General features: G+C 29.6%; 13 protein-coding genes and 1 tRNA gene. 6 read left to right on the top strand and 8 right to left on the bottom strand.

The features are described 5' to 3' along the window. Positions 1-111 precede the first annotated feature (111 nt). Positions 112-1701 carry a nucleotide-binding protein gene (locus MR76_RS04270; RefSeq protein WP_235111276.1) on the top strand — a complete coding sequence of 530 codons (1590 nt, stop codon included), beginning with the start codon at positions 112-114 and terminating at the stop codon, positions 1699-1701. Positions 1702-2200: 499 nt separating this feature from the next. Here the strand turns inward: MR76_RS04270 and MR76_RS04265 are convergent, their stop codons facing one another. After that, entirely contained in the window at positions 2201-3115 is a 915-nt protein-coding gene (locus MR76_RS04265) for a hypothetical protein (protein WP_024072470.1), read from the bottom strand. Positions 3116-3697: 582 nt separating this feature from the next. On the opposite strand from MR76_RS04265, the gene lgt reads away from it, so the two are divergent. After that, positions 3698-4483: a prolipoprotein diacylglyceryl transferase gene (gene lgt / locus MR76_RS04260; protein WP_024072469.1), complete on the top strand. Its 786-nt coding sequence runs from the start codon at positions 3698-3700 to the stop codon at positions 4481-4483. Positions 4484-5715: 1232 nt separating this feature from the next. Beyond that, positions 5716-5904 carry a hypothetical protein gene (locus MR76_RS04860; protein ID WP_144445941.1) on the top strand — a complete coding sequence of 63 codons (189 nt, stop codon included), beginning with the start codon at positions 5716-5718 and terminating at the stop codon, positions 5902-5904. Between the two features lie 462 nt (positions 5905-6366). On the opposite strand, the gene ftsH is transcribed toward MR76_RS04860, so the two are convergent. The 3 genes from ftsH to MR76_RS04245 form a co-directional block, all read right to left on the bottom strand. Beyond that, positions 6367-8202 carry an ATP-dependent zinc metalloprotease FtsH gene (gene ftsH, locus MR76_RS04255; RefSeq protein ID WP_024072468.1) on the bottom strand — a complete coding sequence of 612 codons (1836 nt, stop codon included), beginning with the start codon at positions 8200-8202 and terminating at the stop codon, positions 6367-6369. Further along, the gene (tilS, locus tag MR76_RS04250; RefSeq protein ID WP_052327686.1) at positions 8199-9503 is read right to left on the bottom strand and encodes a tRNA lysidine(34) synthetase TilS; all 1305 of its coding nucleotides are present in this window, start codon (positions 9501-9503) and stop codon (positions 8199-8201) included. The genes ftsH and tilS overlap by 4 nt, the downstream gene beginning before the upstream one ends. A gap of 24 nt (positions 9504-9527) precedes the next feature. Next, positions 9528-9618 (bottom strand) — tRNA-Ser (locus MR76_RS04245). Between the two features lie 886 nt (positions 9619-10504). Here MR76_RS04245 and MR76_RS04240 point away from each other — a divergent pair. Next, positions 10505-11950, top strand: a complete 1446-nt coding sequence (locus MR76_RS04240) for a TrkH family potassium uptake protein (RefSeq protein WP_235111274.1) — start codon at positions 10505-10507, stop codon at positions 11948-11950. 242 nt (positions 11951-12192) lie between these two features. After that, positions 12193-13434 (top strand): cell division protein FtsA, encoded by a 1242-nt coding sequence (ftsA, locus tag MR76_RS04235; protein ID WP_024072465.1) that lies wholly within the window; start codon positions 12193-12195, stop codon positions 13432-13434. Here the strand turns inward: ftsA and MR76_RS04230 are convergent. The 4 genes from MR76_RS04230 to MR76_RS04215 all read right to left on the bottom strand — a co-directional run bounded on the left by MR76_RS04230 (position 13431) and on the right by MR76_RS04215 (position 15450). Next, positions 13431-13919, bottom strand: coding sequence for an ATP synthase subunit B family protein (locus tag MR76_RS04230; protein WP_024072464.1), 489 nt, complete (start codon positions 13917-13919; stop codon positions 13431-13433). The genes ftsA and MR76_RS04230 overlap by 4 nt on opposite strands. Then, entirely contained in the window at positions 13916-14419 is a 504-nt protein-coding gene (locus tag MR76_RS04225; protein WP_024072463.1) for a F0F1 ATP synthase subunit B family protein, read from the bottom strand. The genes MR76_RS04230 and MR76_RS04225 overlap by 4 nt, the downstream gene beginning before the upstream one ends. Positions 14420-14427: 8 nt before the next feature. Beyond that, positions 14428-14649: a F0F1 ATP synthase subunit C gene (locus MR76_RS04220; protein WP_006011614.1), complete on the bottom strand. Its 222-nt coding sequence runs from the start codon at positions 14647-14649 to the stop codon at positions 14428-14430. A gap of 69 nt (positions 14650-14718) precedes the next feature. Then, the gene (locus tag MR76_RS04215) at positions 14719-15450 is read right to left on the bottom strand and encodes a F0F1 ATP synthase subunit A (protein WP_024072462.1); all 732 of its coding nucleotides are present in this window, start codon (positions 15448-15450) and stop codon (positions 14719-14721) included. A 663-nt stretch (positions 15451-16113) separates the two neighbouring features. Between MR76_RS04215 and MR76_RS04210 the strand changes: the two genes are divergently transcribed. After that, positions 16114-17376 carry an iron-containing alcohol dehydrogenase gene (locus MR76_RS04210; protein ID WP_024072461.1) on the top strand — a complete coding sequence of 421 codons (1263 nt, stop codon included), beginning with the start codon at positions 16114-16116 and terminating at the stop codon, positions 17374-17376. The last annotated feature ends 335 nt before the right edge of the window (positions 17377-17711 follow it).

Below are 17711 nucleotides of genomic sequence, written 5' to 3'. Positions count from 1 at the left end.
ACGGAAAGTATATCTATTTTTGGTGTAGATAAGATTTTTACTTTTGTGCTTAAATAATTAATGTATTTGCAGGAATTATATAATATCCTTATAGTAGGTAGTTTTTTCTAGATGCTTATGCAAGGTAATGAAAATTATGATGTATATAATAAACTTGTGCGTGATCTAAAACATGTTGTCTTTTATATTCCAGGTCTTGGTGTTTTACGCTTAGGGGAATTAGTACGTGATGTAGTTCCAGCGGCTTCTATAATTGATCTTGAAGGTAATAGTGTACGGACACAGTTTCTCAGTAGGATATTTGTACATCATTCTCATGATGAAAATGATGTAAGAAAAGTTTCGAATTTTATAAATGCATTGGGATTTGTGCCAGTAGTATATGCAGATTATGAGCTATCGGTTCATAATAATCTTTGTGTTTATGATAAGAATAAAATATATGGTAATAATAGTGTTTTAATTATTTCTTCTAGTGATATACCTAAACCATGTGATATACGTAGCATTATTTTAGAAAGCCAAAAAAGTTTTCGTAGTAGTTTTGATAATGGGTGTGAGGATGCAATTAGGATCGTTACGTATGATCCAAACAATAAACCATTAAAGCAAAAAATATATGATGCCATATTGTATGCTGAGCGATGGTCTTTACTTACAACTCAAGAGAAAGTGATGAGATGTATTTTTAGCATATTTTCTCTTAGTATTCCTTTTGTTCCTCCTCTCATTTTATTATCTTACCTTGGAAATTTAGATATTAGAGAAAGAGCATATAGTATGAATTTATTGCCATGGCAATATCGTATTTATGCAAATGTGTCACAAAGTGTTTATGATGTTATGGTTAATGGTACTGATGAGAAAAGACAAAAGATGATGCAATCAAACATCGTGAAAGAAGCGCAAAGAAGAGGATTTATTCTAGAATGTGAGGAAGGGGGTGAAGAACTTACTGATTTAGGAAAAAAGGTAAGTGAAAAACATAATTTACTTCTAATAGCCAATAATAAAGAACTTTCGAAAAAGCAGTTACTGCTAAGGATTACAACATTTTCAGTATTAGCATTTGTATGTTTTGCAAAAACAGTAGCGTTAACCTGTTATCTTGCGAGTGCTAGGAGAATAGCTTTATATTTTTCTATGTTATCATACTTTGTGATATTTGTGCAGGGACTATACTTAATTTCTCTTAAAACTACAACAGCAAAAGTTTGTGCTGCTATTTGTATGGTATTTGCAGGGTTTATGTTGATGGTAAGCGCATTTTTATTGTACCAAGGAAATGTTGAATTTCAATATCAACCTATAGTATCTGGTGTAATGATTGTTATTACTGGGGTTATGTTATGTATTGCTTTAGTATGTAATCGGTACTACAAACAAGATAGGGATTTAGTATCAAAGCTGGGAGGTATCAGTACTACAGCTTATTTATCTATGAAAAAGCAAATTTGTGAGATTGACCAAATAAAATCTGTTGAACTTGAAGGAGGATCTGATTATCAAATTATTGATAGTTTTAAATTAGCCCTTTTTAATGCGTACAAAGCAGGATTATTTGGCAGGTTACAACAAAATGAGCATCAAAACAGTTGTGAGCGAAATGAAGAGTTATCTGGTAATATATCTAATATACTACATACTAGTATTGTAAGCTCGCAAAATGATCAAGGTAGTTCTCAAAGTTTGACCCCTTAAGCTAAGAAAATATAAAATGTTTTATTAAAATAATAACTTTCGAGATTCATCTATATTAATATTTTCTGCTAAGTGAATTATCTATACGAGGAAGAGGATATAATTATCAGATTATTGATAGTTTTAAATTAGCCCTTTTTAATGCGTACAAAGCAGGATTATTTGGCGGTTACAACAAAATGAGCATCAAGACAGTTGTGAGCGAAATGAAGAGTTGTCTGGTAATATATCTAATATACTACATACTAATATTGTAAGCTCACAAAATGATCAAAGTAGTTCTCAAAATTTGACCCCCTTAAGCTAAGAAAATATAAAATGTTTTATAAAATAATAACTTTCGAGATTTATCTGTATTAATATTTCCTGCTAAGTGAATATCTATACGAGAAGAATGATTCTCAAAGTTTGAATCTTTAAAACCCAATAAAATGTAAAATCTTTCCAAATAAATTATTTATAAAACGATATGAAGAAAATATGTGTGTAGTATGTAAGATTATTCTGTTTGGTTGATTATACTTTTTACTTGATCATGAAAGTTTTTGTTTAATTTGCTAAAGCTACGCATAATAATGTGTGGTGCTGTAGAGAATTCACCTGTATTATTAATTGCGTCTTGAAATAGTTTAGCAGAACATGGATCGAGCAGTTCATTGCTTGCTAAGTGTGAAAAAATGTTTTCTACATTTTTAGCCATATTTTTATATTTACTCAAAGGATGATCGGTAGGGTATTGAGCTATATTTTTTACAATTTGTAGTTCATTAGAAGTGAAATCATGGAAAGCGAGTTTAGTTAATTGTTGTAATGTCTTTTCCTTATGGCTTTCTTCTATGATTTGTGCTTTTATTAGTATGCTGACAAGTGACCCTATTATATCATATATTGCAGTGTTAATCGATACTAGAATGGTGTTTTGTTTATCATCTATAGTGATGTCGCTGGTGTTGGTATGTGTTTTAAGTAAGTTTATTAATTTTTGATTGTCTTCTGAAGATAGATTTAAATATCTTATAGATATTGGATGTAACATAATTGTATTATTTCGGATACTAACATTAACACCGTATATTGGTTTATTATCAAATCTACAAATCATTAAGTTATCAGTTTTTAAGATATTACATCCTTGTTCTAGAGATTGAGCTATGGTATTTGGACTAATTGTGAAGCTATGTTGCAACATATGTGTTATTATCTTATTAAGATCACTGAATTCAAAATTTGTAGACGATGTCAATATTGCATAGTTATCCTGATATTCTATGTTAACTTCATGACTAAATAGGGTTTTAGCAGCTTTGTTTTTGTCTAGTACAGTAAATATTTTAGTAAAATTTTCTATTTCATGCTTTTCCGTGAAAAATATTGTTATACTGCTGCTATTACTAATAATAATATTTGGTATCACGACTTTTTCTCTTTAAAGTTGAATGTTGATATTATCCTCAACATTTATTAAGAAATAAATAAGACAGCAGGTTATCATTGAATATCTTTATAAATTGTATTACAAATATATCAAAATATAATAATATTATTATAAGTTTCTTTAAATCGATTAAACGGATTCTTATGTAGTGTACAGTTATAGTGTGTATATTCTTAACAGGGAATGTACGTTGATAGTATAACAATGTAACATATTCAGTTCTAAATAACTTATTTGTGGTTATTATGTAGCACAATGAAGAAAATGGTATAAGTTTACGTAACTTAGTATAAATGTTTCTTCTAAAAGAGATCTGACTACCATTAATAGTAATGCTATAAAAGTATAAACATGATGATGTGTGTGTTATTAGAGTATTATGTAGCAGAGTTATAATGTACATTTTCTAATTTTAAGTGAAAAAATTTGTTATATACAATATCTAAATTTTAGGCAGTATAGGATTGTAAATGTCTCGATTCTTTATATACAACGTAGTAAAAGTTGATAAAGTATAACAATTGTTTCATACTGTTTAGAACAGAATGTTTTATATATTTTATGATTATAGATCCAGTGGCTTTTAGGTTGGGATTACTAGAAATAAAATGGTATTCACTATCCTACATGTTTGGTATAGTCTTTGCTTATTGGTATATAAGAAAAATAGATAAGTATAAGGTTTTTGATAAAGAAAGTTATGATTCAATAATGTCATGGTGGGTCATTTCTATGATTCTTGGCGGTAGAATAGGGTATATATTATTTTATAATCTAGATTTCTATATGCACTTTCCTATTGAAATGTTTAAATTATGGAATGGTGGTATGTCGTTTCATGGTGGTTTAGTAGGGATAATTAGTGGCATGTATATTTTTTGTAAAAGAAATAAAATTAATGTTCTTTCTGCCCTTGATTTGGGTACATGTGCTGTACCTGTTGGCATATTTTTTGGACGTATTGCAAATTTTATTAATGGTGAGTTATACGGAAAGGTAACAGATATTAAATTTGGGATGATTTTTCCTAGAAGTGGTGATTCTCTTTATAGACATCCAAGTCAGTTGTATGAAGCTTTTTTTGAAGGAATTCTGTTGTTTGCAGTGATGAATTCTCTTTTCTTTTTTACAAATATCAGATCATCTAATGGAATGCTAAGTGCTGTTTATTGTGTATGGTATGGAGTGGTAAGGTTTTTTATTGAGTTTCTTAGAGAGCCAGATATTCAAGTTGGCTACATTTTTTTTAATCAGTTAACTATGGGACAGTTATTGTCTCTCTTCATGATAATTATGGGTTTTTGTTTTGTAGGATTAGCTAAAATGCAGGCTAAGTCTTCAATGTAGAATTTTGCTTTTTATCTGGAAGGAATTTTGGAAAAGTTGGATTTCTATGGATTGCAGACTGAAATATCAGTATCGTTAATGAATAATTTGATATTTAATGGAACATAAGTTGGTTAATTCTACTTTAATTTAAAATTAATTTGCAAGACAATATTGCCTTTTTATAGAAAAGGTAATATAGTGTGCGAATATACCAAAATTAATATATTCATACTGTATAATGAAAACAAAGTTGTTCCCCTCCTTTCTTTCCCACAGCCAAAGATCTGCATTTTTGCAAAGTCTATATTTAAGTATAAGAGAAAAAAGTAGCCCTCTTTATCCTTCTACTTATGTTGTAAATGTAATTATAGAAGAAAGAAATCCAAATCAGTAGCAGTGGAGTAACATGTTGTGATAGATATGCAAAGTTTATATTTTGTATTGTAAAGAATATTGATTTGCTATGGATTTATTATTGAATCAATAAAATTTAATATGTTTTCTGTGAATATGAAATATGGGTAGTGGTATTATGAATCCTGAAAACTAGTATGAATTGAATCCAGTATGACTCATTCTAATGGATTGAAAAAGTTGTTTAAATTATGTACTAAATTCATTGTATTAAATTTTTTATAAAGAAGGTCGATTTAAAATTCTATACTGTGATGGTTAGTGAGTATACGATATTTTTTACTATTAAGGTGATAATGTATTTTTATTGTAAAGAATTCTATTTAAAGTTTTTAGTTATATGATGATAAGTAAATACAATAATAAATTGTTATCTAAATTTTTTCTAATATTATGCAATTTTATAATATATTGCGCCTTGTGATATTTGTTTAGCTAATTTTTAGCTTTATGTATCAGAGTTTAAGTAGGAAACATGTATTTAATTTACGTATGATTTTGTTTAGACTGTTCTGTAAACTTGCTTTACACTTTTTTAACGTATTGTACTTTTTTATTCATTGTTAAATGATGTTTACATTTGTTATGCCAAATTCCTAATGTAGAAAATAGCATTTCAATTTTCATATAGGTGTGTTGAGTAACGTGCTTGTAAATTTCTACTTATATCTTCTTATATCAAGTGTGGTGCATTATAATGTGGGTTGTTAATAAAAAGGAAGCGTGAATTGCTGTTCTTTTGAGTTTTTTATGTTTTGAATGTCCTTTCCAATTAGAGTTTAGAATTCTAGTAAGTTTTCTAACTATATAGTTGCTCTTTAGATGTTCAATAGCAAGTGAATAAGATCTCTCTAACAAGTAAAAAGACAGGTTATTATTCTTTTGGGTGTTTTATAGAGGTTGAAATTATCAATATTTTGCTAAATTCTTTTCCATTTATTATGTTTTTAATATCTTCTCCAGTGAGAGTCTCAAATTCTTTTAGGCTTATATTAGCATGTCATAATTTTACATGTTCACGCTGAACTGTAAAAGTGAACAACCTAAATCTACTGTAGGAGGAAAAGCATTACCGTTCTTTTGAAGCAAATGATCTTTTTAAAATCTGAGATTCATCAACATTATCTTTAGTTAATTCTTTTCCATTTATTATGTTTTTAATATCTTCTCCAGGAGAGTCTCAAATTCTTTTAGGCTTATATTAGCATGTCATAATTTTACATGTTCACGATGAACTGTAAAAGTGAACAACCTAAATCTACTATAGGAGGAAAAGCATTACTGTTCTTTTGAAGCAAATGATCTTTTTAAAATCTGAGATTCATCAACATTATCTTTAGTTAATTCTTTTCCATTTATTATGTTTTTAATATCTTCTCCAGGAGAGTCTCAAATTCTTTTAGGCTTATATTAGCATGTCATAATTTTACATGTTCACGATGAACTGTAAAAGTGAACAACCTAAATCTACTGTAGGAGGAAAAGCATTACTGTTCTTTTGAAGCAAATGATCTTTTTAAAATCTGAGATTCATCAACATTATCTTTAGTTAATTCTTTTCCATTTATTATGTTTTTAATATCTTCTCCAGTGAGAGTCTCAAATTCTAATAAATTTTTAGCAACTATATGTAATGATTCCAAATGCTCATTCAATAGGCTTTTTGCTCTTTCAAGTGCAGATGTGACTATGGATTTGACTTCTTCATCTATCAAATTTGCTAAATTATTAGAAATAGTTTCGCTTTTATCATCACTATGATATAGAGGACCAACTTTATCGCTCATTCCCCATTTCATAACCATAGCTTTTGCAAGATCTGTTGCTTGTTTTATGTCTGATGATGCTCCACTTGTTACTTTATGATATCCAAAAATTAGTTCTTCAGAAGCTCTTCCGCCCATTGCTACTGTTAAATCTGCAATCATTTTTTCTCTGGTATGAGATACACGATCTGATTCTGGTAACCTCATTACTAATCCTAAACTTCTTCCTCTTGGGATAATTGTTGCTTTATGTATAGGATCAGATGCTTCTGTAAAAAATGCAATAATAGCATGTCCTGCTTCATGGTAGGCTGTTAGTCTTTTTTCTTCTTCTGTCATCATTAATGATTTTCTTTCAGCTCCCATCATGACTTTATCTCTTGCATACTCAAAGTCACTCATTGTGACAATTTTTTTATTGAGTCTTGCTGCTATTAATGCTGCTTCATTTATTAGATTTGCTAAGTCGGCGCCAGAAAATCCTGGAGTACCACGTGCAATAGTTCTAATATCTACATCTGGTGCTGTTGGTACTTTTTTGATATGTACGTTGATTATTTTTTCTCGTCCGTTAATATCAGGTATACCAATAGTAACTTGCCTATCAAATCTTCCTGGTCTAAGAAGTGCTGAATCTAGTACATCCGGACGGTTAGTTGCAGCAATAATAATGACTCCTTCATTAGATTCGAATCCGTCCATTTCAACAAGTAATTGATTTAGTGTTTGTTCGCGTTCGTCATTTCCTCCACCTAAGCCAATTCCTCGATGTCTTCCTACAGCGTCTATTTCATCAATAAATATGATACATGGAGCATTTTTTTTACCTTGTTCAAACATATCACGTACACGACTTGCACCTACACCTACAAACATTTCTACAAAATCTGATCCAGATATACTAAAAAATGGAACATTTGCTTCACCTGCAATTGCTCGTGCTAGTAAGGTTTTGCCTGTACCTGGTGAGCCTATTAATAGGCATCCTTTTGGTATTTTACCTCCTAATTTTTGAAATCTTTGTCTGTGTTTTAAGAAATCTACTATTTCAATTAATTCTTCTTTGGCTTCATCAATTCCTGCTACATCATTAAAGGTTACTTTGTTACGATTTTCAGTCATTAATTTGGCGCGTGATTTACTGAAGTTTATAGTGCGGTTACCTCCTATTTGCATTCGTTTGAGAAATATAAACCATATTATGACAAGTAGTAACATGGGGAACCAGGATATTAATATATTGCTTAATATTCCAAGAAATGTATCTTCAGGTAAGAAAGTAAAAGTGACTTGTTTACTGTGTAATGTCTTTATTAGACTGTCGTATACTACACCAGTTGTTTGAAATTTTGAACTGTCTCTCAATTTCCCAGTAATATTACGCTCGCTTATATTAACGCTTTCTACTTCATTATTATCAATCTTGTTTAAGAATTCTGAAAATGGTAACTTGATGGTATTGCCGTTAATAATCTTATCATTGAATTGAACATATGCTGCAGCAACTAGAACAATTACTATAACCCAAATTGCTAATCCTTCAATTATTTTTCTCATAGCAAAGGCTCCTTGCTGATAAATTCACTGTAAGTTAAATTAATGAAATGTTGTTTTACTAACACCTCTTTTATTATGATAGATGACTTTCTTTCATCAATATAGTCATTATTACTATTATTTTGTAGAGGGTAAGCAACAATTTTATTTTTATATTTTAGTGTGGGTAAACAACGTACTGCTTCTCTATCTAATTTTTTTAGATTTTTTGGAATATGATGGCGGTTTAAGCTAGACACAGTAACATTGTCAGGACTAGAGTTTACAATACTGATTTTAAACCTATTGTCCCATTCTATCACTATATTTGTAAAAGAGTTAATGGTAAGTTCTTTTATAGCTGATACTTCTCTAGTAATGGAGATTGTATCATTCTGATTTTTTATAATCTTGCAACCACATAAGGTTTGAGATATTTTGGATTCATTGTTTCGTATTTTATAAAATATACTGTTAAGTTTAGTATACCTTGGCTTATATTTTTGTTTACCAATAGACATGATGGAATATGTTAATAGTCTTAATGATATTTCTTCTGGAAGAGTTAAAAATACGTTTAATTTTATAATAATATGTCCTAGGGCACTAAATTCTAGGCATTCATCGATAGCTAGTCTTACGTAATGTAGTATGCAACTTAAAGATCGTCTTATATGTGCTGACGTGGTATAAAGTCTGTCAATCAATGTTTCAGAATTGTCTGTTATTTCTAACATGTTGCGGTATAGGGTTCTTTTGTATTTTGTATTGTTATTACTTGTATCGTTTATCCAGGTAATATTGTTTTTGTTTGCATATTGTAGCAATTCTATCCTACTGACATCTAAAAGTGGCCTAAGTATACATATATTATTTAAATATGTGCATTCTTGCATGCCAGCTAATCCATCTAACCCACTTCCTCTTTCTAGCCTGATCATAATAGTTTCTGCTTGATCATTTTTCTGATGTGCTACCATTAAGTAGTTTATTCTGTTTTTGTGACACCATTGCAATAATAATCTGTATCGTATTTGTCTAGCAAAAGATTGTATATTGCTTACTGGTAACTTGCCATGCCAATTCAGTATATGGCATTTTAAGTTTAAATTTTGTGAATGTTGAAATACAAATAATGCTTCTTGTTCTGCTTCAGGGCGCAGTTTGTGGTTTACTGTTAATATTATAGGAATGTTCTGATTGCAATACTGAGCTGATAGGTGTAACAGTACCATACTGTCTATTCCGCCAGAAACTGCAACTGCAAAATTATCATGCAAGTTTTGAATTTTTTTTTGAAATAACAGTCCTAAGTCTATCATTAACTCCCAAGTAATAAAAATAAATGGCGGAAAGAGAGGGATTTGAACCCTCGATACAGGATTACTGCATACACACTTTCCAGGCGTGCGCTTTAGACCACTCAGCCACCTTTCCAAGTTCATACACTATTATAGTTATGAGTCTTTGTACAGTCTAGTAGTAAAAATATTATTAATTTTGAAATATGTAAGAGTTTTGATTGAAAATCTATATGTTATAGCGCTTGTCTTGTATGTTATGGGTGGGATTCTGGTAACTGTGCAAATTGCATGACTTTTGATTGAGAAATTTCAACATGGAATGTATATTATATTAGTTAGTATTTTTAAGTACAATGTTCTATGTAATTTTTTAGTGCATGTAAATCTTATGATTAATTACCTGTAACTGCTAGAAAATATATCTATAGTCTTGGAAATTTTTTTAAATATGTGAATTACAATTTTTTAATTTGTATTAAATTTATATACATAGGGCTATGTTGCCACTTAATACATTATTTCCGTTATTTGTAAATTTTGTTTGGTAAGGGTTAATTGTATTATTGCTAGTGATGTTAATAAATATGATTAAATCTTGATGTCACTAATTGCATATTGATGATCCTGTATACAATATGTGTTCAGAAAGAATGTTTATATTGTAGATAGGATTAATTTAAGTTCTAAAGTTATTCATTACATATTAATGATTCTATATGCATGTGTTCAGAGGATGTATATATATAAATACAATTTAGGTTGGTTGTGGATACTATTATAGACTGTGCAAGTTTAAAGGTTTGAATTATAATAGTTTTATATTACATATATGTCTTTAGAAAGACATATCGATAATCTAGAAAAGCTTTACATATTTACAAGTAAGGATTAGTGCTTGGATTGAATGTTTTTCCTATTGCAAGTTTACTAAAATTTCAAATATTGTTCATTACATATTAATGGTTATATATTACAAAGGTACGTTCAGAGAAAGAATGTATATCATGTGTTGTAAGAGTTTGCGTAGTATAATATTTGTTATTGGGGTATTCTCTTTGGTTTTTACTCTACTTATGTTTATTCCAATAGTAGTGAATTATTATACTGGATATGTCTGGCAAGACTTTTTTTATGCATACCTTCTTACTTCTTCTTTTAGCTTAATGTGTCTTTTTTTTGGAAAGTTATCTAACTTAAAAAGGACAGAGGTTTTTATTGTAACAGCTATTGTCTGGGTTGTTCTATCTATAATAGCAGCGGTGCCATTTGTTTTTGACGGTAAAATTGCTTATATAGATGCTTTTTTTGAAGCTGTATCTGGCTTGACTACTACTGGAGCAACGGTATTAACTAATTTACAAAGTGAGTCTCCGGGAATTCTAATTTGGAGATCTTTATTGAATGCAATAGGAGGGTTAGGAATTATTGTAAGTGGTATTTTTCTACTGCCTTGCTTGAAAATTATTAATTTACATGAGTTATATCACTCTGAGTCTTCCGATCAGTCTAAAAAATTTAAATATGGTATTGTTAGGTCATTAATGTATGTTTTTGTTATATATTGTGTATTAATGACTTTGTGTTCAATATCATATTGGATTGCTGGAATGTCATGGTTCGATGCTATATGTCATGCGATGTCGACTGTGTCTACTGGTGGTTTTTCTAATTATGATGATTCTCTACAACATTTTGACAGTATATATATTGAGATTATAGCAGTAATATTTATGTTATTAAGTGCTTGTCCTTTAATCGTGTATTTAAAAGCTATTACAAAGCAATATTTTTATGATGAACAAGTAGTGTTTTTTGCTGTAATGCTTTTTCTTTTTATGATTATATCTATAGTAAGTTGCAATTTTGATGAAATAACAGCAGATTATTCCTTGATTAGCATATTAAGATATTCTGTGTTTTCAGTTGTTTCCTTGAATACTTCTACAGGTCTTGTGAATTGTGATTATAGTCATTGGCATTTTTTTTCTGTTTTTGGCATTTTTATAATGCTAATAGGTGGGTGTAGCGGTTCTACTAGTGGTGGTATTAAGATTCATCGAATTGTATTATTGTTAAAAGCTTTAAGTGCTTATATAGATGATCTTATACATCCTTCTAAGACGACTACTATTAGATATAATAGGAGAGATATCAGTAAGTATTGTATTCATAATATAGGATTATTCTTTTTTCTATATATTGCTATGTTATTTATAGGATGTACGCTTTTATCTGGTAGTGGAGTTGATTTCATTACTGCTTTTAGTGCGGTATCTGCTGCTTTTAGTAATACAGGACCTGGTATGGGAGATATAGTAGGTCCAAATGGTAATTATTATCACATATTACCTTTAATGAAAGTACTATTGTCTTGTTTTATGTTGATGGGAAGGCTGGAAATTATACCATTTTTTGCCTGTGTGTGTTTAGTCACAAATGGTTTATTTAAGAGTAGGTCAGCATAAGTCTTGCTTGTGTTTAGAATTTGCACGTATTTGTTTGGTTTTACGTGTCACTGAAGTACTATATTAATTAAAATATTTCATTAATTTTTACATAAAAAATATGTTTCCTGAAAATATTAAAACTACTTTTTACTTGTATATTTAAATTTGAAAAAAACTTGATATTCTTTTGTAAGGATATAACATTGAGTACTTAGAGTTAGTAATACTATAAATTTTTAATCATTTACCATGTATATTATATGTTACATTCTGCTGTTATTACAGATCCAAGAAGGAGTGTTTTTGCTGTTGTAGATCTTGGATCTACAAAAATAGTTTGTTTTATAGTTAGAGTCTCTCATAACAATGATCTTGAAATTATTGGCATAGGGTATAGAGCTTCCGAAGGAATTAGTGGTGGTACTATTACTGATATGGAATCTGCAAAATGTTCTATATTATCTTGCATAGAATCAGCAAAGGGAATGGCGCAAGAACCAACAATAAGTCAAGTTTTTGTGAATATTTCTGGATGTGATATTGATTCTACAAGTATCATTAATGAAATTAGTGTAACACTGCATGAAATTTCAGATGTTGATATTAGAAATATTATGTTGCAGACTTATGATAAGTGTCGTAACGAACAAGTTGTACTTCATAATATTCCAATAGTATACTGCCTTGATGATGTAAATAATATTACAGAGTTGAAAGGGTTATATGGAAGTAACCTAAAAGCTAGTATCCATGTAATTACTGCTTCAAAGTCTGCATTGTTAAATATAGAAAACTGTATCACTAATTGTAGTAATTTAAATGTAGGTGGATGTATAGCAGAACCTTATGCTTCAGGGTTGTCATGTCTTATTGATGATGAAAAAGAACTTGGAGCGATGATTATCGATATTGGTGGGAGGTATACATCTATTGGTATTTTTAATAAAGGAAGATTGATATATGCAGATAGTGTTCCTTTAGGTGGTATTCATATTACCAATGATATAGCATATGGATTGTGTGTAAATGTTAAAGATGCTGAACGTATAAAGGTATTGTATGGGGATGCCATGCTAATATCTCCAGATAAAGATGGTATAATAGAAGCTGATATTGGTGAAGACGAGGTTATTTCAATTGTGCGTTCTGATTTAGAAAAAATAATTAGACCTAGGGTAGAAGAAATTTTTAATGTAGTAAAAAGTAGAATAGTAAAGCAAAAGAATTTGATTAATAGGATAGTAATTACAGGTGGTTCAAGTCAGTTGACTAACATTAAAGAAGTTGCAAGCTACGTGTTTAAAAAGCAAGTGAGAATAGGGTTACCTATAGAGTTAAAGGGGATTACTCATGATTATAAATATAATCCATCGTTTTCTGCAGCTATAGGTACAGTCTTATTAATTTCGAATAGAATACATACTAAGAGAAAAAACACACCTAGAAAAAGCAGCATGCTAAAGAAACTTTTAAGGTTGATTTCAGTAAAAATTGATAGCTAGTGTAATTTTTTTCTTAAGTCACGATCTAGTGTAGAAAGAACACCACTATTATCTTGCTTTTGGTGATCATTGTTGTATTCTTTAATTAATTCTTGAATGGCACTTGTTGCTATATCAACAGTGTCTAATTTTAATGATTGAACCATAGATGATACTTGATCAGATATCTTTTGTACAGCTGTATCAAGATGCTTTTCTATCATATTCTCAATCTCTTTTTTGTTAGATGAAATGATAAGGTTGTATTCTTCTTGTGCCTTCTTTAGGATTTCAGTGATGGTTTTTTCAGTTTCATGATTTTGAGCTATTGCACTATTTAACAAATTTTGAGATTGTTTTTGAATATCATCAGGTAATATGACTTCTTGTTTTAGCTTGTTTAACATTGAAGACAGAGATTGTCTGATTTTTTTATATAATGGCCAAAAGGTTGCTAAGGCTCCAATACAAAACGCAAGATTGGTAACGAAATATGTAGATATCATGTTCTCTCCTTGTATAATCTAGTAGTTATATCACGTAACTTATCTTTATCAGCGTATTCAGTGCCTAACATTTTACTATAATACGTCAAAGCTATTTCGCATGTAAGGTCTATTAATTCTTGTTCTGTTTGACACTTTAAGTTGTGCATGTATTCACTTGCCATACTAAACATTTTTTGTATTTCTTGATCTAACATGGCCATTAGATCTGCATTAGTACTCTTTACCTCTTGAAGAGCAGAACTTATAATCCTATTTGCTTCAGCTTTTGCTTCATCTAGACTGAATAACTGCTTATTTAACTCATCCTGTGCACTGGTTAAATTATTTTCAACATAACCTATAGCACCTATTGTAATAGTATACCTTTTTTTTATAACGTTTTCAACTTTTGGCAGAATGTTTTTACTGATTACTAAATATAAAACACTAAAAGACAAAAAAAACCAAAACAACTGAGAAGGATAAGACGTTACATCTAATTGAGGTATTATATCCATGGTCTACGCTAAGCTACAAAAATTAATAACAGGGCTAAAAGAAAAGAGAATAAACCCATAGCTTCAACTAAAGCAGCGCCGGTGTAAACATATTTTTTTAATTTATCTTCTGTTTCGGGATTACGTGCTAAGCCATTGAGCATGGTAGAAAATATATTTGCTACTCCTAAAGCAGAAGCAACCATACCGAAAACACTTAACCCTACAGCAATAAACTTCAAAGATTCCATATACTCCTACCTTTATAAAAAGCTAAGGATATTATAAGTATATCAATATATGAAGTCAATTGATAAAATTTAGTGCTCATTGATTGCATCTGATAAATATACGCAGGTTAAGACTGTAAATATATATGCCTGTAATATTGCAACAAATATTTCAAATCCGATTAAGATAATAATGAAAATCATAGGTAGAGGGGTAAGAAATATATTCATTTTTATTACAAACCCTGCTATTACTTTGATTATAGTATGTCCTGCTATCATATTAGCAGCAAGACGTATTGATAAACTTATAGGGCGTGCACAATATGCAAATAGTTCAATAAAGACCATCATTGGCGCCAACCAGCCTGGTGTACCTTGTGGTAATAATATACGTAAAAAGTGTGTTCCCTGATGTTTAAACCCTATTACTGTTACACTAATAAATACAACCATAGACATTGCAAATGTTACTGCAATATGGCTAGTCACAGTAAACCCTAATGGTAGAATACCTAATAAATTACATGTTGCGATGAATATAAATATTGTAAAAACTAAAGGTACATATTGTAATCCTTCTTTGCCAACATTACTTTCTATTGTAGAAACAATAAAATTATAAATCATTTCGATGATTAATTGTATCCCATTTGGCAGGGTATTTTCTTTTCTTAATCCAACATAGCAGAAAAGAGAAATTATAAGTGTAGATAATACCATAAATAATGATGCATTGGTAAAATCTATGTTATACCCACCAATGCTAGGTAACTTAAATATAGTTAGAATTTTAAACTGATCTAGAGGGTTTGCTGACATTCATGCTCCATACAAACACAATATTATAAGTATCATACTTTAATCATATCAATTGCAGAGAGTTAGTCAATCGGAGTTGTGTAGCTATAAAAAATAATATGGTTTCTTAATATAAATTTTTGAGTGAATGTTATAATATTTATGATGCAAAAGAAATTGTAAGTATTGTAAGATTACTGTTCATATCGATAAAGATAGGGATTGTTTCTTATTGTACTTTTTATTATGTAGTTGCATTATAACAACACCTTATGTTTTGATAAAAATCAATACTTTTATAAATAGCTAAGAATTGTGAGAAACACAGGGAATCTTTTTATAGTGCTGTGTATATTTAATTGATGGTAAGGTATAATTGATTATAGGTAAATTGAGTGTATTATTTTGAATAATAAATAACTAAATTTCTATTTTATACCTAAATGTTGTGACTTATGTATGATCATTATTAAAGATTATATTATTAAGATAATAGTCATTAGTACTAATAGATGGTAAGTCAATCCTACAGTATAGAAGTAGTTGTATATGTATAAAAATTAGTGATATGAAAAAGGTATAAGCTCATAAATTGATAGTGTACTTTCTTTAATAAATAAAATGTTTTTTGTGTTGAAAGTTATTAGATGTATAATAAGTTAACACATTGCTTGTCTCTTTGTTATGTATGATAGCTTTCTAAAGCAGGTTCTAGTTGATCAGAATTTTTGTGCATTGGAATCAATAGTCAGTGCAATAAAGAGTATGCATGTTAGTAGAAGGATAAGTAACAATATATGTGATATAATTAAACAATATGGTAATAATGGTTTTATAGTTACAGATGTTGATGTTGTTTCCCTATTAAGTAAGGTTGTGCTTGATAGTTTTGAACATTTTATTATTCCGCGTTGGTCTTGTGCTTCTCAGAAATTAGTGGACTTAATTAAAGAAAAATCTCTGGATTCAGATGTTTTAGTATCTTTTGGGAGTGGTACAATTAATGATATTTGTAAATATGTAAGTTACATTACAAATAAAAGCTATATATCATTCCCAACAGCTCCTTCTATGAATGGTTATACTTCATCTAATGCATCTATAATGCTGAATAATGGGTCTAAGAAATCATTACAATCTCATTTGCCTAAAGCTATATATGTAGATATTGATATTATCGTTAATGCTCCGAAGAGATTAATAATAAGCGGATTTGCTGATTTCATTTGTAGATCTACAGTACAAGCAGATTGGTTATTGTCACATTTGTTGTTAGGAAGTGACTATACTGAGTTACCATTTTTAATTAGTAAAGAAAGTGAAAGTGCATTAATCAATGACTATTTAGGATTAATAAAACGTGATGAGTATAGTATTATGGTCTTAATGCAGGCGTTGCTTTTGTCAGGGTTAGGTATGTTTATTGTAGGAGGAAGTCAATCTGCTAGTCAAGGTGAGCATATGATTGCTAATACCATAGAACTTTTACAAAAAAATAATATGTCCTTCTTTCATGGTGAATTGATTGGTGTAAGTATGGTAACTATGACATGTTTACAACATAGAATGTTGAAATCGGTACCAAGGCTTTATCCTACCTTAATGAGTGATGAAAGTGTAAAACAGTGTTTTAATGCACAATATACTAAGGAATTCTGTGATATACTGGCTCGAAAGTTTATTAATCAACAAAAAGCAGATTACTTAAATAGCTTGATTAGAGATAAATGGTCTTTTATTGTTGAAGAGATTACAGAAAAGACACTATCTAATGTGTTAGTAAAAGAAATGCTGACTAATATAAATTGTCCAAATAAACCAGAACACATTGGATGGAATGCTAGTAAATATAGTGAAGCAGTAGAATTTGCGTTTGTTACTAGACCAAGATTTACGTTCCTTGATGTTGCGCATCATGCTAGGTTGCCAATAATTGAAAATATATGAATTAGAATCATGTATTTAAAGTGAATTAATACTATTTTTGAGGTAGTTTGTAAGTGATGATCTATAAAAATATATCCTGAATTTGTGTCATACCACAGTAAATATGCGATAGCTTATAAAGCCTAGTATTTCATTATAGGAAAAATAGAGTGTTAATGTTTAATTCTATTACTTATTGAAGGTTTTGGATAAGTGTTTTTGCTGTTACTTTGGTATTTATATTTCAAATGTGCTGAGCAAATATATAGGTTATTTGTAACGCATTACTTTTAAGTATATTTTGAAAAGTGTATGCTAATCTCAGGATATCTTTATAATTGTTTTAATGATTTTGC

This window comes from Ehrlichia muris AS145, assembly GCF_000508225.1.
Lineage (GTDB): Bacteria > Pseudomonadota > Alphaproteobacteria > Rickettsiales > Anaplasmataceae > Ehrlichia > Ehrlichia muris.
Note: the sequence above shows the minus strand (reverse complement) of the source record. Positions and strands in the feature narration are given on the sequence as shown.

What these genes read in the sequence shown, in the direction of transcription:
- MR76_RS04270 (WP_235111276.1), top strand. Translation starts at nt 112, where the DNA reads ATGCTTATGCAAGGTAATGAAAATTATGATGTATATAATAAACTTGTG.
- lgt (WP_024072469.1), top strand. Translation starts at nt 3,698, where the DNA reads ATGATTATAGATCCAGTGGCTTTTAGGTTGGGATTACTAGAAATAAAA.
- ftsH (WP_024072468.1), bottom strand. Translation starts at nt 8,202, where the DNA reads ATGAGAAAAATAATTGAAGGATTAGCAATTTGGGTTATAGTAATTGTT.
- tilS (WP_052327686.1), bottom strand. Translation starts at nt 9,503, where the DNA reads ATGATAGACTTAGGACTGTTATTTCAAAAAAAAATTCAAAACTTGCAT.
- ftsA (WP_024072465.1), top strand. Translation starts at nt 12,193, where the DNA reads ATGTTACATTCTGCTGTTATTACAGATCCAAGAAGGAGTGTTTTTGCT.
- MR76_RS04230 (WP_024072464.1), bottom strand. Translation starts at nt 13,919, where the DNA reads ATGATATCTACATATTTCGTTACCAATCTTGCGTTTTGTATTGGAGCC.
- MR76_RS04225 (WP_024072463.1), bottom strand. Translation starts at nt 14,419, where the DNA reads ATGGATATAATACCTCAATTAGATGTAACGTCTTATCCTTCTCAGTTG.
- MR76_RS04220 (WP_006011614.1), bottom strand. Translation starts at nt 14,649, where the DNA reads ATGGAATCTTTGAAGTTTATTGCTGTAGGGTTAAGTGTTTTCGGTATG.
- MR76_RS04215 (WP_024072462.1), bottom strand. Translation starts at nt 15,450, where the DNA reads ATGTCAGCAAACCCTCTAGATCAGTTTAAAATTCTAACTATATTTAAG.
- MR76_RS04210 (WP_024072461.1), top strand. Translation starts at nt 16,114, where the DNA reads ATGTATGATAGCTTTCTAAAGCAGGTTCTAGTTGATCAGAATTTTTGT.